This is a genomic window from Natronorubrum bangense (genome assembly GCF_004799645.1).
GTDB lineage: Archaea > Halobacteriota > Halobacteria > Halobacteriales > Natrialbaceae > Natronorubrum > Natronorubrum bangense.
On the sequence record NZ_CP031305.1, the window covers coordinates 2,349,404 to 2,366,413 of the forward strand.

Annotated in this window: 19 protein-coding genes; 5 read left to right on the top strand and 14 right to left on the bottom strand. The window is 60.9% G+C overall.

The genetic code is table 11. The features are described from left to right. The first annotated feature begins 127 nt into the window (after positions 1–127). Positions 128–706, top strand: coding sequence for an MBL fold metallo-hydrolase (locus DV706_RS11730; RefSeq protein ID WP_006064288.1), 579 nt, complete (start codon positions 128–130; stop codon positions 704–706). A gap of 56 nt (positions 707–762) precedes the next feature. Here DV706_RS11730 and DV706_RS11735 read toward each other — a convergent pair whose 3' ends face one another. The 10 genes from DV706_RS11735 to rpl7ae form a co-directional block, all read right to left on the bottom strand. Next, on the bottom strand, positions 763–1,182 hold the full coding sequence (locus DV706_RS11735) for a TOBE domain-containing protein (RefSeq protein WP_006064289.1): 420 nt from the start codon (positions 1,180–1,182) through the stop codon (positions 763–765). A 13-nt stretch (positions 1,183–1,195) separates the two neighbouring features. Further along, the gene (locus DV706_RS21955) at positions 1,196–1,369 is read right to left on the bottom strand and encodes a hypothetical protein (RefSeq protein WP_006064290.1); all 174 of its coding nucleotides are present in this window, start codon (positions 1,367–1,369) and stop codon (positions 1,196–1,198) included. Between the two features lie 300 nt (positions 1,370–1,669). Next, positions 1,670–2,503 (bottom strand): hypothetical protein, encoded by an 834-nt coding sequence (locus tag DV706_RS11745; RefSeq protein ID WP_006064291.1) that lies wholly within the window; start codon positions 2,501–2,503, stop codon positions 1,670–1,672. Then, positions 2,500–2,766 carry a DUF5827 family protein gene (locus DV706_RS11750; protein WP_006064292.1) on the bottom strand — a complete coding sequence of 89 codons (267 nt, stop codon included), beginning with the start codon at positions 2,764–2,766 and terminating at the stop codon, positions 2,500–2,502. The genes DV706_RS11745 and DV706_RS11750 overlap by 4 nt, the downstream gene beginning before the upstream one ends. Positions 2,767–2,960: 194 nt before the next feature. Further along, positions 2,961–3,563 carry a superoxide dismutase gene (gene sod / locus DV706_RS11755; RefSeq protein WP_006064293.1) on the bottom strand — a complete coding sequence of 201 codons (603 nt, stop codon included), beginning with the start codon at positions 3,561–3,563 and terminating at the stop codon, positions 2,961–2,963. 180 nt (positions 3,564–3,743) lie between these two features. Continuing rightward, positions 3,744–4,154, bottom strand: coding sequence for a DUF7344 domain-containing protein (locus tag DV706_RS11760; protein ID WP_006064294.1), 411 nt, complete (start codon positions 4,152–4,154; stop codon positions 3,744–3,746). 377 nt (positions 4,155–4,531) lie between these two features. Then, positions 4,532–4,996 carry a nucleoside-diphosphate kinase gene (gene ndk, locus DV706_RS11765; RefSeq protein WP_006064295.1) on the bottom strand — a complete coding sequence of 155 codons (465 nt, stop codon included), beginning with the start codon at positions 4,994–4,996 and terminating at the stop codon, positions 4,532–4,534. After that, a complete protein-coding gene (locus tag DV706_RS11770) occupies positions 4,993–5,322 on the bottom strand; it encodes a 50S ribosomal protein L24e (RefSeq protein ID WP_006064296.1) in 330 nt (109 codons plus the stop codon). The genes ndk and DV706_RS11770 overlap by 4 nt, the downstream gene beginning before the upstream one ends. After that, entirely contained in the window at positions 5,322–5,546 is a 225-nt protein-coding gene (locus DV706_RS11775; RefSeq protein ID WP_006064297.1) for a 30S ribosomal protein S28e, read from the bottom strand. Before DV706_RS11775 ends, DV706_RS11770 begins: the two co-directional genes overlap by 1 nt. 11 nt (positions 5,547–5,557) lie before the next feature. Continuing rightward, on the bottom strand, positions 5,558–5,920 hold the full coding sequence (rpl7ae, locus tag DV706_RS11780; RefSeq protein ID WP_006064298.1) for a 50S ribosomal protein L7Ae: 363 nt from the start codon (positions 5,918–5,920) through the stop codon (positions 5,558–5,560). Between the two features lie 617 nt (positions 5,921–6,537). Here rpl7ae and tmcA point away from each other — a divergent pair. Further along, complete coding sequence (gene tmcA, locus DV706_RS11790) at positions 6,538–8,820, top strand: tRNA(Met) cytidine acetyltransferase TmcA (RefSeq protein WP_006064299.1); 2,283 nt, start codon at positions 6,538–6,540, stop codon at positions 8,818–8,820. Positions 8,821–8,840: 20 nt separating this feature from the next. On the opposite strand, the gene DV706_RS11795 is transcribed toward tmcA, so the two are convergent. Continuing rightward, on the bottom strand, positions 8,841–9,560 hold the full coding sequence (locus tag DV706_RS11795) for an SDR family NAD(P)-dependent oxidoreductase (protein WP_006064300.1): 720 nt from the start codon (positions 9,558–9,560) through the stop codon (positions 8,841–8,843). Positions 9,561–9,878: 318 nt separating this feature from the next. Here DV706_RS11795 and DV706_RS11800 point away from each other — a divergent pair, with 318 nt between their 5' ends. Together DV706_RS11800 and DV706_RS21770 are read left to right on the top strand one after the other, a co-directional pair. Continuing rightward, on the top strand, positions 9,879–10,364 hold the full coding sequence (locus tag DV706_RS11800; protein WP_006064301.1) for a DUF456 domain-containing protein: 486 nt from the start codon (positions 9,879–9,881) through the stop codon (positions 10,362–10,364). Positions 10,365–10,456: 92 nt separating this feature from the next. Further along, a complete protein-coding gene (locus tag DV706_RS21770; RefSeq protein WP_006064302.1) occupies positions 10,457–10,624 on the top strand; it encodes an FmdB family zinc ribbon protein in 168 nt (55 codons plus the stop codon). A gap of 187 nt (positions 10,625–10,811) precedes the next feature. On the opposite strand, the gene DV706_RS11805 is transcribed toward DV706_RS21770, so the two are convergent. Further along, positions 10,812–12,542, bottom strand: coding sequence for a glutamate--tRNA ligase (locus DV706_RS11805; RefSeq protein ID WP_006064303.1), 1,731 nt, complete (start codon positions 12,540–12,542; stop codon positions 10,812–10,814). A gap of 634 nt (positions 12,543–13,176) precedes the next feature. Between DV706_RS11805 and DV706_RS11810 the strand changes: the two genes are divergently transcribed. Beyond that, positions 13,177–14,373, top strand: a complete 1,197-nt coding sequence (locus tag DV706_RS11810; protein ID WP_006064304.1) for a Cdc6/Cdc18 family protein — start codon at positions 13,177–13,179, stop codon at positions 14,371–14,373. 140 nt (positions 14,374–14,513) lie between these two features. Here the strand turns inward: DV706_RS11810 and idsA3 are convergent, their stop codons facing one another. Both idsA3 and DV706_RS11820 read right to left on the bottom strand, forming a co-directional pair. After that, a complete protein-coding gene (idsA3, locus tag DV706_RS11815; RefSeq protein ID WP_006064305.1) occupies positions 14,514–15,563 on the bottom strand; it encodes a geranylfarnesyl diphosphate synthase in 1,050 nt (349 codons plus the stop codon). Position 15,564: 1 nt separating this feature from the next. After that, entirely contained in the window at positions 15,565–16,917 is a 1,353-nt protein-coding gene (locus DV706_RS11820; protein ID WP_006064306.1) for a ribonuclease J, read from the bottom strand. Positions 16,918–17,010: the final 93 nt, after the last annotated feature.

The following is a 17,010-nucleotide window of genomic DNA, read 5'->3' on the forward strand; positions in this document are numbered from 1 at the left end:
GTGCCGGAGCTAAAAATGCTTGTGAATATGGGGATCACAGCGGAAACGACACAATCTCGAGCAGCAGCGCACATTTTCGTGGCGCCGTGTCGATACGCACAAATCGATCGATGGCATATCGTGAGCCATGATCGCTAATCTCGCACAGGGCGTGCAGGCCTTCACAAGTAACGTCTATCTCGTCACCGGCGACCGAACCGTCCTCATCGATACAGGGGCGAACTTCGACGTCGTCGAACCCATCCGTGAGCGAGTCGACGAACTCGATGCCGTCGTCCTCACACATACCCACCGCGATCACGTTGGCAATCTCGAGGCAGTCAAAGCTGCCTTCGACGTCGATGCGTGGGGATACGACACGTCGGTCGACGGCGTCGACCACGCGATTGCCGACGAGGAGACGGTCCAACTCGGTGATCACGAGTACATCGCGCTCCACACGCCAGGGCACAAAAACGACCATCTCTGTTTTTATTCGGTCGACGCCGGCGTGCTCTTTGCGGGCGATCTGGTCTTCCAGAACGGGAGTTTCGGACGGACGGATCTCGAGGAGGGTGACCGGCCGACGCTCATCGAGAGCATCGACCGCGTGCTCGACGTGATCGACGAAGACCTCACAGAGATGCATACGGGCCACGGGCCGAGTGTCTCGAATCAGCCCTACGGCCATGTCGAACTGTCGTCACAGATGGCTCGGCAGGCCTGAAGACAGACCGCGCCGGTGTCGGTTGCTGACTCGAGATCGACGACATCGACACCTGATCACTCGGACGTGACCATGTGGGCGTCGGCCGACTCGAAGCCGACAGCGACCGCCTCGCCCTCCGGAACGGCCTCGAGTTGGAGCACGACTGCGTTCCCGTTCCACCGTCCGTACGCACGTACGTGTTCACCGCGGAATTCGCATGTTTCGAGAGCAACCGACAGCCGATTCGTTTCGACACCACGAGTGAGTGCTGTCGGCCGAACGCAGAAGTTCGTCTGCTGTCCGTCGGTGGGGAGGTCCGGCCCAGCGAGTTCGAACGTGGTTCCGTCGACATCGATGCGCACACTCGCCGTCTCGAGCGAGTACGGTGCCGTCGAAGACGTTGTGCTCCCCGATGAACTCGGCGACGAACCGCGTACGTAGCTCGCGGTAGATCTCCTGTAGCGTCGGATCTGTTCGGGCTGTCCGTCGGACATGACGACGACACGGTCAGAGATCGCCAGCGCCTCCTGCTGCCTCGATCGTGATGTCCCGATCGGCATCCCCGATATAGTGGCTGACACCCTGGTCTAGAAGCAACTCCCACTCGAGTTCGGCGTCAGGATACTCGTCTTCGAACGCCTCCTTGAGCCACGGTTCCGCTGGACTTTTGCCGTCGACCATCGATTCGTCGGTGACGACGGTGAGTGTTCCCTCGAAATCCGGGTCGTCCGGTTTAGGGTCGCCATCCGAGTCAGCCGAGTCTTGATCATCATCCCGAGTCAGACAGCCAACCCAAGCCCTGCCCCACTTCCGATTGCGCCGATGAACGTTCGCCGTCTCAGTACTCGATTGTCACACTGGGTAGTCGTAACCACTGCAATCGACGAACGCGAGTTTTCAGCCCGATACCTGTCGGTTTGGCGGCGATAGCTCGACACCAAACACTGAGAATAGAGCGCCAGGAGTCGCCGTTGGGCCTCATCAGAGCGTGCCGGCTGCATCCAACAACGCGTCGTAGGCATCGCTGTACGCAGTCGCGATCCGTGCTGGCTTCGCCCGGTCGTCGCTGCCAAGCGCCGGCAGACGAACACGCTCGAGTGGGTCGAGATAGTCGAGCACATCTGGGACACGTTTCTCGAGCGTCCCGTCTTTTGGACTCGAACTGGCGATTTCGGCGGCCCGACAGTAGCGGTCGCCCGGATAGATGCTCGCACGACCGGGCTCGACGGCCACGACGGCGCTGATCGCTGCAGGGTCGAGCGACTGCAGCGGCCGGGCGATGTCGCTGTAGGATTCGACGACAGCAACGGACGACGATTCGATTTCAGCAGCCAGTTCCTCGAAGATGGGGACGTATCGCTGTTCGGCAAGCTCGTTGTACTCGCCGACGGTTTCGACCGGGATCGCGTCCTCGAGCGGGAGTGCATCGGCGACGGCAGTCGGAATGTCGGCGGTCGCGTTGCGGACGAACGTCGACGCGGTGTCGTCCGGACGACCAATGCGATCGACAAGGAACTCCCGATCCGACTTGCCAAGCAGTCCAGTCCCGCCATCGGGGGTTGGCCGCCACAGTCGGTGCACAGGATTGAGCGCTTCGGGGGGTCGGCCACAGTCTTCCGCCGTTGCGAGTCGGGCGGCGTCTTTGCCGTAGAGCCGCCCCTTGGAAAGCGCTCGCTGGCAGTCGTCGTGGTCGAACCAGAAGTCGTTTCCGGCACGGGGTTTGTAGCCAACCGCACCGGTTCGCTTGAGCAGGCCAACCGAGAACGTGGTCTTGCCGGCGTCGACACGATCGGCACCGACCACGAGGAGAATCATTCTTTCAGGCCATAGTAGCCGGGCTCGTCGTCGCTGCGTGGTTCGGCGACCACGAGGTCGTCGGCGTTGGTCATCACCCACGGAATCGCCCAGTCGAGCAGGATATCCTCGGTTTCGCGGTCGATATCCGTGTCCGGCTCGAGCCCCTGCAGCAGGCGGGCGATCTCGTAGACAGTGTACATCTGATCGTCCTCGAGCAGTTCCTCAGGTGTATAGAAGTCACACGGCGGCAGGCTGTCGAACTCGGATTTGGAAACGGGCATGCTCATCGCTACCGCTCTCAGCCGCCTAAATCGTTCGTTTCCCTACGACTGGTCCGCTCGATTACGACGGCTTCGATACCATCTCGTTCAATGGTGTGCGGATCGGTGCGACTGACTGCGCTGTCGCTGCCAGGATCGTATCGTTGCAAAAAAACGTCAGTGTTGACTTGCTCGTCGCGCCTGCTGCGTTCAGCTTACTCGAAGTGGTCGAGACACTTCTCGTACTCTTCTGCGGCCTTCTCCCAGTCGACGACGTCGAAGAAGGCGTCGATGAAGTCGCCACGGTCCGGACCGTAGTCGTAGTAGTAGGAGTGTTCCCAGACGTCCAGTGCGAGGATGGGGTGCGAGCCCCAGAGTGCGCCCTGGTCGTGCTTGTCGACTGGGACGTTTCGCAGCTGCTTGGCAACCGGGTCGTACACGAGCAGTGCCCAGCCACCGGCAGCGCCGGCAGCGGCTTCGAACTCGCCTTTCCAACCCTCGTAGGAACCGAAGTCCTCCTCGATGCGGTCGGCGAGGTCTCCCTCGGGCTCGCCGCCACCGTTTGGCGACATGTTCTCCCAGAACAGCGTGTGGAGATAGTGTCCACAGCCGTTGTGAGTGACACTACCCAGCGCACCGGGCGTCGAGCCGAACTCACCGGACTCGCGGTTCTCCGCGAGGGTTTCCTCGGCAGCGTTGAGGCCGTTTACATAGCCCTGATGGTGCGTGTCATGATGCCAGGTCACGACCTGCTCGGAAATCGACGGCTCTAGTGCATCGTAGTCGTACGGAAGTGGTGGAAGTTCGTGGTCAGTCATTGAGTTTCACCTATCTGTTAGCTCGGTAGCTGGCGAGTTAAGTTTTAAGGAGAGCAATGCTATCATTCAGCATAATTTATCACCGCCACGTCGCGAGATTCGTCGCCGACAGCCGATAGACACCCCATCAGAGAGTGTCTACTCAGCATCTTCACGCCGACTGATAACAGCCCGGTCTCTCTACAGCTGTTCCTTATGCTGGGCGTGTTCGAGCCACTCCTCGAGGGACGGCTGGCTCCAGTACCGGACCGTCTCACTGCGGTGATCGTGCTCGAGGATGCCCGCGTCCTCGAGTTTCGGCAAGTGCGTATGCTGCAGTTCCATCTGGATCTGCCGCTGGCGTTGCTTGCGATCGGTTTCGGTAGTCGTCTCGGCGTCGGCACTCGCCGTCGACTCTGACTCAGCCAGACGCTCCTGAAGAGTAACGACGCCGTCCAGAACTTCTTCGAACGTCGCGACACCGTCCGGCTGGTCGTGCAGATAGTAGAGTGTATATCGTCGGTGGCGATTCGAGAGCAGGTCGAAAATCAGGTCCAGCGAGGGCGTTACCTGTGCTGTAGCTGCTGTTGACTCTCTCTCCGGATCATGCATCCACGGACCACCTACCGTCTGTTACCATTCGAAACCACCACTCGGAGTTACTACAGCCGTCACATTAGATGTTACGTCTGTTTAGTCACGAACATGTGTGATATCCGACTTTTTGAAGCAGTCCAATGACACAGCCACTCCTCTGAAACGACTGCAGGACAGCCAATAGAATGTTACGCCAGTTCCAATCATGAGCGTGCACGCAGCTGGCGGGCAGAGACGGCTCGAGAACGAGCCGTCTCTCAGTAGACGTGACTCGAGCCGATCAAACGCACACACAGGAGAGTCGATCGCAGCGCTTTCGGCTGCTACACTATCCGGTAGTTGACCAGTCCTATTGAACCGAGAACAATGAGTTCGTCACCGAGACGAACTTGTCACTCGTACAGCCACTGAGCGTCGTGCTGATCGTAGTCGATCAGCTCGTCGTCGTCGAAATGAATCGAAATTTCGCGCTCGTTTGCGCCTTCATCTTCGTGGTCGGCGGCGTGAACGACGTTTCGACCGAGATCGAGCGCGTAGTCACCACGGATCGTGCCGGGTTCGGCCTCGAGTGGGTCCGTCTCGCCGATCATCTGTCGGACCTGTCGCGTCGCGTCCTGTCCTTCCCAGACCATCGGGACGACTGGACCGGACGTGATGAAGTCGATGAGATCATCGAAAAACGGCTTTTCGGTGTGTTCTGCGTAGTGTTCCTGGGCACGCTCTTCGGGCATGTTGATGACCTTGATGCCCACGAGTTTGAGCCCACGGTCCTCGAGTCGGGAGACGACCTCGCCGACGAGCCCACGCGCGAAGGCGTCGGGCTTGACCATCACGAACGTGCGCTCGTGATCGCTCATTCCTCGTCCTCCTCGGACTCGTCGTCGGCCTCGTCAGCTTCGTCAGCCTCATCAGCTTCGTCGGCCTCGTCAGCTTCGTCGGCCTCGTCAGCTTCGTCGGCCTCGTCGGTCTCATCAGCTTCGTCAGCTGCTGGCTCTGCAGGACCTTTGTCACGACGGCCGTCTTCGGTCCACTCCAGGTCGCGTGGTTCGCGACCGAGCTTGTAGTTTTTCTCCGCTTTCGAGTCGACAAAGTGGAGGATACTCCCGTCGTTCTGGACATACATGATGCCCGTTCCGGGTTCAATATCCTCGCCCGTGTAATCACAGGTTCGTTTCTCGACCATTATTGACCTCCGATGGAGTCTGCCTCACGGGCGGTCTCGCGAAGCTGGAGCACGTCTCCTTCGCGAACCGGCCCGAGGCAGTTTCGGGTGATGATTCGTCCCTGGTTCTCGCCCTCCTTGATCCGGCACTTGACCTGCATGGCTTCACCGTGCATGCCGGTCTTGCCGACGATCTCAATGACCTCGGCGGGCGTAGAGCCGCTTTCTTCCTCTTCAGCACTCATCTCTGATCACCTCAGTCGAGGTCCTCGACCTTGCCGGCGATATCTTCGACGTCGTCTCCGGCTTCGCCGGTGTCGACGATCGCGGCGGCAGCCGAGCCAACCTCGAGGCCGGCAGCGTGGCCGACGTCGTCCTGTGTTTCGATGAAAATGACAGGAATGCCCTTCTCCTCTGCGAGGTCAGGGATGTGCATGACGATCTCTTCGGGGGAGACGTCTTCTGCGACGTAAACAAGGTCGGCGTTGCCGCGCTCGATTGCCTTCGTCGTTTCGTTGGTTCCTTTCTTTACTCGTCCGGTGTCTCGTGCGACCTCGAGGGCCTCAAGGGCGTCCTCTGCGAGGTCGGCTGGGATGTCGGTGGTTACGTAGACTGACATTGGTTGTTCACCTCTCCTACACGTGGGCTCGCGCTCCCCTGCCGTCCGGAGCACTGGGTACTCCGTGCCGGATCAGATTCCGGCGGAAGTCCTGTAAGGCTAGGAGCATCATCAACCCCGCGTAGGGTGTACTACGCTGTAGCGTTGCCCTCCTTAAAAGCGTGTTCAAACAGCCGGGGCTATGCGATAGGCACACACAGAACCTGCTTAGTCGAAACGTCGCCTAACGTGTATGTGTATCGAGTCCCACGTCGTGGACGGGATCAGTACGATGGCCACGGCAAGGAACGACTGATACGGACTGCTGTAGTCATAGAGATCAACAGACTAGTTCATAGCACCTCTCGTCGTGCGGTTTTTCAGTAGGCTGTTCTCCTCGTGAAAACGTCCGAATATCCACGCTGATCCCTATCAGTTACCACCGATCACCAACCCCGTCTCTGGTGATCGGCGGTACATCGGTACAGCAGACCGTATGAGACGGAAGGCTGTATCGGTGCGACCGCAGGACAGGTCGTGGTCGCACTGGAACTGACGGACAGCAGACCGTACGAGTACCGCAGCTCCGACAGGTGGTGTTCCGTTGCCTATTACTCCCGAGCCCCCAAAACGAGAGCATGGACGGAGACGTCGTCGGACTCGCCGAGTCGCTGTTCGAGGAGGCGACACAGACGAACGAGCGACGGCTGCTTGTGCTAGCAGGCGATCGTGAACACGGATACGACGCCCTCGAGTCGATTCTCGATACGCTGCCGGTTCCGATCACAGCCACCACACTCGTTGGCCCCAACGATCGGCTACGATGTGAGCAGCTCCCGCAGTCGAACGCGAGCGAGCTTCTCGGGACGACACGGGATGCGGTCGCCCTCGACGCCCACGGCGGACTCCAGCCGAACGCACTCGGGAAAGTCGTCGGAACGGTCAACGGTGGTGGCCTGCTGATCGTGCTGGCCCCGCAGCTTTCGGCGTGGCCCGACTGTCACGACGAGTTCGACGACTCCCTTGCTGTCCCCCCATTTTCACCCACAGACGTCACTGGCCGGTTCAGACGACGACTTGTCGAGACACTGCACGTCCACCGTGGGATTGCAATCGTGAATCTCGAGACCCGACAGATCGTCGAGAACGGGCTGACGAACCCGGCCCCGCGGCTGTGCAGCACGCAGGAGACAGCGCTCGAGGCGGCGGCAGCTGTCCGGTTCCCGGCTGCCACCTACGAGGCCTGCCTTACGCGCGATCAGGTCGAGGCCGTCACAGCGTTCGAGTCGCTACTCGCGGGCGGTGATGACACAGACGGCAACAGCCAGCCTCGAGCCGTCGTCCTCGAGGCCGACCGCGGCCGGGGAAAATCAAGCGCCGCCGGACTGGCTGCAGGTGCGTTCGTTGCCGACGGCATGGACGTCCTCGTGACGGCACCACGGTCGCGAAACGCCGCGGAGCTGTTCGACCGCGCCGCGGAGCTCTGTGACACACTCGAGAACTGTACCGCCAGCGTCGATGCCCGTCGACTCGAGACGAACGCCGGCGGACGGATTCGTTTTCTCGAGCCCGCCGTCGCCGTCGACCGCCTCGAGACTGCAGACATCGTCATCGTCGACGAGGCCGCGGCGCTCCCTGTCTCGGTTCTCGAGTCGCTGCTTTCGGCCGACCGCATCGCCTTCGCGACGACGATTCACGGCTACGAGGGGGCAGGGCGTGGCTTCTCGGTTCGGTTTCGGGACCGACTTGACGAGAGCGACCACGACGTCGTCGATCGAACGCTCGGCGAGCCAATCCGCTACGCGGCGGGCGACCCCGTCGAAGTATGGGCCTTTCGGGCGCTGTTGCTCGATGCGCGACCGCCAGTCGAGTCGCTGGTCGAAGACGCGACACCCGAGACCGTCGCGTATCGTCGCCTCGAGCCCGACACCTTGCTGGCCGACGAGCACCTGCTTCGAGAGGCGTTCGGGCTGCTCGTGCTCGCACACTACCAGACCGAGCCAAACGACCTCGCACGGCTCCTCGATGCGCCGAATCTCGAGGCGCGTGCACTGTGTTACGATGGGCACGTCGTCAGCGTTGCCCTGCTGGCTCGCGAGGGAGATCTTCCAGCGCCGACGCGAGCAATGATGTACGAGGGGGGCCGGGTGCGCGGCAACATGCTTCCGGACATCCTCACGAGTCAGCTCCGCGATGAGTCCGCAGGTGAGCCGGCTGGTCTCCGTGTCGTCCGCATTGCAACACATTACGCGGTGCGCTCACGCGGCCTCGGTTCGCGGCTGCTCGAGTGTGTTCGAGAGGAGTTCAACTCCCCGGTCGACTGGCTCGGCACTGGCTTCGGTACAACGCCTGGCCTCCTCGAGTTCTGGCGGGAAAACGGCTACCGAACCGTCCACGTCTCGACGACGCGCAACGACGCCAGCGGCGAGTACTCCGCGCTCATGCTCGCGCCGACGAGTGAGGCAGGCCGAGCACTGCACGACCGCCACGCTGACTGGTTCGCCCGCCGCTTTCGCGCACTCTGTACGGACGCCCTCGACGACCTCGAGCCAGATGTCGCCCGCGCGGTGTTCCGGAGCGTCGACACCGACGTCGACGACTGCGAGTTGACTGACCACGAGTGGCGACTCGTCGCCGGCGCAGCCTACGGTCCCGGTCTGTTCGATATCGATCCGGGGCCGTTTCGCCGACTCGTCGTCCGCTACTTCCTCGAGATGCCGGATACAATCGAGTTGACGGCCCGCGAGGAGCGACTGCTCGTCATGCGTGCCTTGCAGGCTCGCGAGTGGGAACGGGTGGTGGATCGCCTCGAGTACCATTCGACGAGCCAGTGTATGCGCGCGCTCGGGGATGCCGTCTGCCCGCTGGTCGACTACTACGGGTCGGCGGTTGCGCTCGAGGTTCGTGACCGGTTTCAGTAGGCTGTTCAGCGGAGTGTTACTCAGGTGAAAAGGCGCTGCATGAGACGTTCGGGAAGCGCGTTCAGGACCCAGGCAACGAGTCGCCATCGACGAGTCACGTAGACGTGATCGCGCTCGCGGTCGATCGCGCGCCGAATCTGTCTCGCCGCCGTCTCGGGCGAGCACATCCAAAACTCGCCCATCGCCATCTCAGTGTCGACGAACCCGGGTTCGACCGTCGTGATTGTCACGTCGCTCTCACGGCCGGCCTGCCGATAGCGCAGCCCCTCGAGATACGTCGAGACGAACGCTTTCGATGCGTTGTAGGCGGGTGCGCTGCCGTTGCCGAAGACGGCTGCGACCGAGGAGAGCCCAACGAGATGGCCCGCCCCACGGTCGTCGAAGTGAGCCATCGCGGCCGTCGCGAGCGCTGTGAAGCCACGGACGTTGACGTCGACCGTCTCGCGTTCGGGTTCCCACTCGAGGTCGCGGTTCAGGTGGCCGACGCCGGCGCTGATCACGACGAGGTCGACCGACGGCATCGCGTCGACGAGTTCGTCGAAGCCCTCACGAGCGTCGGTGACGTCGGTAACGTCCATCGTCGCGACGTACGCGTTCGTGGGGAGCACTGCGCCGATTTCGACCAAGCGCTCCGTCCGGCGGGCTGTGAGGCCGACCTCATAGCCTTCAGCTGCCAGTTCCTGCGCCAGTGCCTCGCCGATTCCCGAGGATGCGCCGACGACGATCGCACCGTCTGTCATAGCTATCCGTTTCGGTGACAGATGATATAGTAGCCACTGACCGCCACCATACACTCAATCGAACGACGAGAACGTGGGTCGGAGCGAACGACGTAAGCGAGATCCACTGCCAACGCGATCGATGTGTCACACGCTCCAGTTGGTACGATATACGATAGGTGCGATCTACGATACTGGTTTCGGCTCGACAGCCCCTGCAATTCCGTCTGGTCGGGACTGGGGTCATATCTCAGCCGAACCAGCATCCGGCCTTGCATCGACCGAGACGGCGGTGATGCTGGCACCACGGTTTTGGTGTCAGCACACCTCTGTAGAGTAATGGTCGACGCAATCGTCGTCGTCGCCATCGCGCTGTTGGTCGGTGGCGTCGTCGGGACAGTCATTCCGTTGGTTCCTGGCGGCCTCTTTTCGCTCGCCGGACTCGGACTCTACTGGTGGCACTCCGAGTTCACCGAGCCCGGAATCATCGCGGTCGCCGTCCTCGCTCTGCTCGGCGTGCTGACGCTCGTCGTCGAGTTCTTCGGTGGCTCGATCGCTGCGAAAGCTGGCGGCGCGTCCTGGGGAACGACTGCCGCTGCCGCGGCCGTTGGAATCGTCCTGATGCTCATCGCCGGCCCGATCGGGCTGCTCGTGGGGCTTTTCGGCACCGTCTTCACCCTCGAGTTCGCTCGGAACGGCGAGTTCGAGGCCAGCACGCGGTCTGCGTTCTACGCGACCGTCGGCACGCTCGCTTCGACAGCGACACAAGTCCTGTTGACGGGCACGATTCTGGTTGGCTTTCTCGTGGCTGTCTTCCTGCTCTAAGGACACGAGTACTGTCGCTGTGGCTGCTTTGGACGTGGGTAACTCGCTCACTGATGGGGGTACTTATCCGTGTGTAGGACGATGACATACCTATGAGCATGTTCGAACGGCTCGGCAAGAAAGTCGAGCGGTTAAAACAGGAAGCCGAAGCCGGCCGGGCGGACAGCGTCGAGTATCGGTGCCGTGCGTGTGGCGAAAGGTTCCACCGCGAGCAAGAGACGTGTCCCGACTGTGGGAGTCGCGAGATTGAACGAGTTTAGGAGTGCAGTAGCCACGGAACGTCACTGCACACCACATCGTACGACCGCTGTGCGATGCGTGTGTGCCTCGTTTCAGTTTCTTATAACGTACCTGTCCGAAGACGCGGCAGGCGACTCGCCCTCTCGGAACCAGCGCCGATTGTCTCAACCATGATTCAGAGAGTCAACGCCAGCACTTCCTCCGAGTTCAGGGATGCGTGTAGTAGGCAACCGTCCGTTCGTCACCATCGTCGCTCTCGTGGCGGTCGATTCTCGCGAAGCCGACGCGCTCGAACTGGACAAGTTCGTCACCCTCGAGCTCAGCGACGCCGGGTTCGGCCCGGCCGCTTACGTCGCCATCCATCGTCCGTAGTCGGACAGGAACGCTCTCTGCTGCTGGCACCCAGTGAATGACGTCGACATCTCCCTCACGGACCACGTCAATGTCGTCGCCGGTGTATGCAAGCGAGTCGCCGGTGTACTCGAAGCAACCGAGGCCTTTCAGCCAGATACAATTTTCGGCCGCCGGAATATCATCGGCCTCGAGCAAGACGGCGTCGCCGGATGGGATCTCTCGGACGCCACGGTCTTCGTGGTTGGGATGCAGTGGGGGGTTAGCTTCCGCTGGTGGGCTCCCGGCGAGCGGAATCTCGGTCCCCCCGCGGACGAAGAATCGGCGATCAGTCTCCTCGTCGATCAGATCGCGGTTGTTCGAGTAGATCGAACTCATCGCGAGATCGACATCACTGGTCGAGGTCCCCAACTCGACCATCGAATCGACGATTGCCTCGCCGCGGATACCACGCCGCCGGAGACTTTTGAGTGTCGGCGCGCGTGGGTCGTCCCAGCCGTCGAGTTCGCCGTCCTCGATCAGCGCCGAGATCGTGGAAGTGCTCACCTTCACGTCGTAGTCGTCGAGTTGGACGTGGCCCCAGTGGATGACTTCGGGGTACTCCCAGCCGAAGTAGTCGTAGACGAACTGCTGGCGTTTCGCGGAGTCTTGCAGGTCAATCCCGCGAATGATGTGGGTCATTCCGAGCAGGTGGTCGTCGACGCCCGACTGGAAATCCAGCATCGGCCAGCAGCGATACTCGCTGGCTTCCTCACGGGGATGGGGCGTGTCGATCATCCGGAACGCAACCCAGTCACGCAGTGCTGGGTTTTTGTGCTCGATGTCGGTCTTTACGCGGAGGACCATCTCGCCACTGCTGTACTCGCCATCGATCATGTCCTCGAACTCCTCGAGGACGGTCTCGACGTCTTTGTCGCGGTGTGGACACGGCTCGCCAGCGTTTTTCAGCTCCGAGAACTCCTCGCCACTACAGGAGCACGTGTAGGCCCCGCCCATCTCGATCAGTTCGCGGGCGTGCTCGTAGTAGGTCTCGAGTCGGTCGCTGGCCCGATAGATCTCGTCGGGTTCGAAGCCGAGATAGTCGAGATCCTCGAGGATTGCGTCGTACGCCTCCATATCCGGTCGTTTCGTTTCGGGATCGGTGTCGTCGAAGCGGACACAGAACCAGCCGTCGTAGCGCTCGCGATAGGTGCCGATGACGGCGGGCATCCGTGCGTGGCCGACGTGCCACGGCCCGTTCGGGTTCGGCGCACATCGCATGCGGATCTCGCCGTACTCGTCTGCGTTCGGCAGCTCCGGCAGATCGTGTTCGTCTTCTTCGTCTTCGGCTTCGATTTCGGCGAGTTCCTCGGGGGCGAGATCCTCGAGTCGGGCCCGCTTTTCCTCGTATGTGAGGTCGTTGACCCGGCCGATGACGCCGCCAGCGACTCCCGGAATCTCGTCGCCGTGCTCGCGGAACTCGGGGTTGTCGCCCATCAGCGGCCCCATGATCGCGCCGACGGCGGCATCGCTCTCGTGTTTGACGGCGTTCAACAGCGCGTGCTTCTCTGCCTCGCGCTCGACGCGCTCTCGTAACTCGTCGTTCATTACCGAGACGTATTCGGCCCCGAACCAAAACCTCCGCGATGTTTGCTCGAGTAGTGGCGCTCGAGAGCCGAACTGCTGACAGTTGTGGTGATGTTCGGCTCCGCTGGTGTTCGGTCCGGAAGAGGCGGTCGGCTATCCAGATGCGCCCAGACACACCCCAGAGTGCCGATGTAAATCCTCCGAGAGTGTGCCCACCAGCGATTCTGACGGTGAAATAGGGATATTCATCGATCGTCTTCATACAGCAATACCAAAGCGTATAAATAACCGACCTTCGATATCGGTCATACGAGAGTCACAACAGTTGAGTTGTGACGTCGGTCACAACGTGTCCAGCCGAAACACGTGTGCCTTCCCACCCGTTGTTCCGTCCGGTGCCACGTCGCTGAATCGGTCTTTCCAGCGGTTCCCGTGGACACGCTCGGAACAGTTACATCGGCACTCCGGGGTGGGTGTGTTCCATCCTACCGCGCTACACTGGCACTCCGGTCCAGTTACACTGGCACTGGGGAGTGGCTAAAATACAAGTAGTGGGCCTGAAACGCCATTTTAATAGAACTACATCGGCACTTCGGTGTGTTTACATCGGCACCGAGGAGTTAGCGTTAAGTAGTCGCTCGGACATTGCCGACGTATGTCCGGCTCAGAGTCGTTTTTCGACAACCAAAACTACATCTTTGCCAACAAGGATCTGCTCCGCATCTCCCATCTCGTCGAAGGCGATCGAATTATCGGCCGACAGGACGAACTCAACAGTCTCGCACAGGCACTCAAAGACGCCGTTCAGGGACAGACGCCGAATCACGTCCTGATCTACGGCAAGACGGGAACGGGCAAATCGCTCTGCTCGAAGTATATTACGAAGGACCTCCGCTCGAGTGCCGCGAAAAACGACGTCTCGATCGGCGTCGCCTACATCGACTGTCTCCAACATGCAACGGAGACGCAGGCAGTGCGGACGATCGCCCGCGAACTCAACGACGAGGCTGAGACGGGAGTCACGATTCCCGCTTCCGGGCTGAGTACAGGGGAGTACTACCGTCGGCTCTGGAACGTCCTCGACGGACGGTTCGACGTTGGCATCATCATTTTGGACGAGGTCGACAAGATCGGCGACGACAATATTCTGATGCAGCTCTCTCGAGCCGTCGAATCCGGGAAACTCGAGGAGAGCACGCTCGGAATTATCGGGATCAGCAATAAGATCCGGTACAAAGAGGAACTCAACGAGCGCGTCAAATCCAGCCTGAGCGAACGGGATTACGTCTTCCCACCGTATGACGCGAACCAACTCAGGGCGATCCTCGAGTCGCGCAAGGATGCGTTCCAAGATGGCGTCCTCGAGGATTCGGTCATCCCGCGTGTGGCAGCGCTGGCCGCGAAAGAACACGGCGACGCACGAAAAGCGATCGACATTCTCCGCTACGCCGGGGAGATCGCCGACGAGAACGGCGCCGAAACCGTCACTGAAGAACACGTCAACCAGGCCCATACTCGAGAGGAACAGAATCGGCTGGCAGAACTCATCTCGAAACAGCCGCCACACTCGAAACTGCTTCTCCAGGCGCTTGCGTTCCAGACCCAACAGGCCCCGGACGACGACCCGGCGATTCCGACGGCGGACATCTACTCAACCTACGAGGTCCTCTGCGAACAGGAAGGCTCTGACCCGCTGCGAATCCGACGCGTCCGTGAGTTACTCAGCGAACTGGCGTTTCTCTCGATCATCGAACAGACCCGGAAAGGACGTGGCCACGGGAAGGGCGCACACACGATTCACGAACTTGTTGACAACCCGGAACTCGTGCTCAAAGCCTGCAAGTCGATCTAGCGACGACTGTCGCAGTTCTCATCCGGCAGGCCGTGACGAATATTCTCAAACAGGAACGGCACACAGCCTCTCACCCCAACGTGGGGTCTGACAGTACAAAAGAGCTCACTCGAGCCGCGTGACCGCGAGCCGAAACGGCGTTAGTAGCCGCGTTCGATCAGGTAGTCTGCGATCTCACAGAGCAGGTCACGGGCCTCGTTGTCCGGGAGGACCTCGAGTCGCGCTTTGCCCTGTTCGACTAGCTCCTGAGCGGTCTCGTTCGCGTAGCTGATCGAGCCGGCGGCCTCGAGTTTGGCGACGGCGTCATCGATTTCGGCTTCGGTGACGGCGTCGACGTCGTTCGTGTCGATGAGTCCCTCGATATCGACACCCTGGCTGCGGGCGTGGACGGTGATCAACGTCTGTTTGTTCTCGACGAGGTCGCTGCCGCGCTGTTTACCGAGTTTCTCGCTTGGGACGGTCAGATCGAGCACGTCGTCTTGGATCTGGAACGCACGGCCGATATCGAGTCCGTAGCCGTATAGCGCGTCGATCGTCTCGTCGTCGGCACCGAGTAAGATTGCGGGCAGACACGCCGAGGCAGCGTACAGGACGGCGGTCTTCTGCTCGACCATCTCGAGGTACTCTTCGGGGGAGACTTCTGCGCGGTTCTCGAAGGTGACGTCGAGCGATTGGCCCTCACAGATCTTCGTACACGTCGTCGCGAGGATCTCGAGCGCTTCGACCGCGCGTTCGGGTTTTGCACCCGTCTCGAGCATGATCTCGAACGCTTTCGAGTAGAGCGTGTCGCCGGCGAGAATCGCGGTCTCGAGGTCGTACTCCTTGTGGACGGCGGGGACGCCACGTCGAAGGTCGTCGTCGTCCATGATGTCGTCGTGGATCAGCGTAAACGACTGGATGACTTCGACGCTGACGGCGGCGTCCATGATGTCGATCGTCTCGCCATCGAGGGTCGGGAACTCGCGGTAGTCGACAGTGAGTGGGTCGACATTCGCGAGCGCTTCTGCCGTTGTGAGTAAGACGGTGGGTCGGAGCCGCTTGCCGCCAGCATCGAGCAGGTACCGCGACGCTTCGTAGAGTCGCTCCGGCCGCTGGATCGGCAGCTCCTCTGGGATGGCCTCGTTGACCAACTCGCGGCGCTTGCGGACCGCCTCGAGCACCGCCTTTTCTCGTGCCTCTGGGGTTGTCATATCAGTCGACAAGCTGGATGAGGTTCCCGTTGCGCGTGACGTGGACGTCTCGTCCGACCTGATAGCCCTCGCTCTCACAGAGGTTCACGTAGCCGGAGAACCCTTTGAGATCCTGGTGAGCAGGGATGATGTGCTGGGGCTGGAGCGCATCAAGCATCTCGTAGTGGCCTTCCTGATTCAGGTGGCCCGAGACGTGGATATCGTCGTAGATCCGGGCACCCTGCATACCGAGCAGTTTCTCAGCCTGATAGCGCTGGCCCTCGTTGGTCGGCTCCGGGATGACGCGAGCGGAGAAGACGACCTTGTCGCCGTCGTCCAGCTCGTAAGGCGTCTCGCCGCGAGCCATTCGGGTCAACATTGCGCGTGGTTCGCCCTGGTGGCCGGTGACGACGGGCAAGTAGTCCTCTTTGCCCTCGTTCATGATCCGTTTGAACGTCCGGTCGACGGATTTGCGGTGGCCGAACATCCCGAGGTCCTCCGGGAAGTCAACGAAGTCGAGTCGCTCTGCAGTGCCCGAGTACTTCTCCATCGAGCGACCGAGCAAGACTGGCTGGCGACCGATATCCTTGGCGAACTCGACGAGGCTCGTCACACGTGCGATGTGACTCGAGAACGTCGTGGCGACGATCCCGCCGTCGTAATCTTCCATGCTGTAGAGCACGTCGCGGAGGTGTTCGCGGGCGACGTTCTCCGAGGGCGTTCGGCCCTTCTTGTTCGCGTTGGTACAGTCCTCGATGTAACACAGTACGCCCTCTCCTTCGCGGCCGATCTCACGGAACCGCTTCATGTCGATCGGGTCGCCGATGACCGGCGTGTGGTCCATCCGTTTGTCCAGTCCGTAGACGACTGCGCCCTCTGGCGTGTGGAGAACTGGGTTGATCGCGTCGATGATCGAGTGGGTCACGTTGACGAACTCGAGTTCGACCTTGCCGGAGTCGCCGATCGACATCGTCTCGCCGGCGTCCATCTTGATCAGGTCGTTCTCGACGCCGAACTTCTGTTCGCCCTCGATCTGCTGTTTGACCAGTTCGATCGTAAACGGCGTCGCGACGACCGGCGCGTTGTATCGGTGAGCGAGTTTGCTGATCGCCCCAATGTGGTCTAAGTGCCCGTGAGTCGGGACGATTGCTTGGACGTCGCCTTCCAAGTCGGACATGATCCGGTCGTCAGGGATCGCGCCCATGTCGATCAGGTCTAAGCTGTGCATCCGTTCGGTTTCGACGTTGTCGTGGATCAGAACCTGCGAGAGGTTCAGGCCCATGTCAAAGATGACGACGTCGTCACCGGCGCGGACGGCAGTCATCTGCCGTCCAACTTCTTCGTAGCCGCCGATTGTTGCGATTTCGATTTCCATGGTTCGTTGTACTGAAAGCCGCGTGGTGGACTCTCATCGAAACGGTCCGCGGACTCCCGGTTTTGCGGCCCCGGCGTCTTACAGCACGTCGGC

Bases quoted from the DNA above. Each gene is read 5' to 3' on its own strand.
- DV706_RS11750 (WP_006064292.1), bottom strand. From the start codon at position 2,766: ATGCCCGTTTCCAAATCCGAGTTCGACAGCCTGCCGCCGTGTGACTTC.
- DV706_RS11770 (WP_006064296.1), bottom strand. From the start codon at position 5,322: ATGGTCGAGAAACGAACCTGTGATTACACGGGCGAGGATATTGAACCC.
- DV706_RS11820 (WP_006064306.1), bottom strand. From the start codon at position 16,917: ATGGAAATCGAAATCGCAACAATCGGCGGCTACGAAGAAGTTGGACGG.
- DV706_RS21770 (WP_006064302.1), top strand. From the start codon at position 10,457: ATGAGCATGTTCGAACGGCTCGGCAAGAAAGTCGAGCGGTTAAAACAG.
- DV706_RS11800 (WP_006064301.1), top strand. From the start codon at position 9,879: ATGGTCGACGCAATCGTCGTCGTCGCCATCGCGCTGTTGGTCGGTGGC.
- sod (WP_006064293.1), bottom strand. From the start codon at position 3,563: ATGACTGACCACGAACTTCCACCACTTCCGTACGACTACGATGCACTA.
- idsA3 (WP_006064305.1), bottom strand. From the start codon at position 15,563: ATGACAACCCCAGAGGCACGAGAAAAGGCGGTGCTCGAGGCGGTCCGC.
- DV706_RS21955 (WP_006064290.1), bottom strand. From the start codon at position 1,369: ATGGTCGACGGCAAAAGTCCAGCGGAACCGTGGCTCAAGGAGGCGTTC.
- DV706_RS11735 (WP_006064289.1), bottom strand. From the start codon at position 1,182: ATGTCCGACGGACAGCCCGAACAGATCCGACGCTACAGGAGATCTACC.
- DV706_RS11745 (WP_006064291.1), bottom strand. From the start codon at position 2,503: ATGATTCTCCTCGTGGTCGGTGCCGATCGTGTCGACGCCGGCAAGACC.
- DV706_RS11795 (WP_006064300.1), bottom strand. From the start codon at position 9,560: ATGACAGACGGTGCGATCGTCGTCGGCGCATCCTCGGGAATCGGCGAG.
- DV706_RS11775 (WP_006064297.1), bottom strand. From the start codon at position 5,546: ATGAGTGCTGAAGAGGAAGAAAGCGGCTCTACGCCCGCCGAGGTCATT.
- DV706_RS11760 (WP_006064294.1), bottom strand. From the start codon at position 4,154: ATGCATGATCCGGAGAGAGAGTCAACAGCAGCTACAGCACAGGTAACG.
- DV706_RS11810 (WP_006064304.1), top strand. From the start codon at position 13,177: ATGTCCGGCTCAGAGTCGTTTTTCGACAACCAAAACTACATCTTTGCC.
- DV706_RS11730 (WP_006064288.1), top strand. From the start codon at position 128: ATGATCGCTAATCTCGCACAGGGCGTGCAGGCCTTCACAAGTAACGTC.
- rpl7ae (WP_006064298.1), bottom strand. From the start codon at position 5,920: ATGTCAGTCTACGTAACCACCGACATCCCAGCCGACCTCGCAGAGGAC.
- ndk (WP_006064295.1), bottom strand. From the start codon at position 4,996: ATGAGCGATCACGAGCGCACGTTCGTGATGGTCAAGCCCGACGCCTTC.
- tmcA (WP_006064299.1), top strand. From the start codon at position 6,538: ATGGACGGAGACGTCGTCGGACTCGCCGAGTCGCTGTTCGAGGAGGCG.
- DV706_RS11805 (WP_006064303.1), bottom strand. From the start codon at position 12,542: ATGAACGACGAGTTACGAGAGCGCGTCGAGCGCGAGGCAGAGAAGCAC.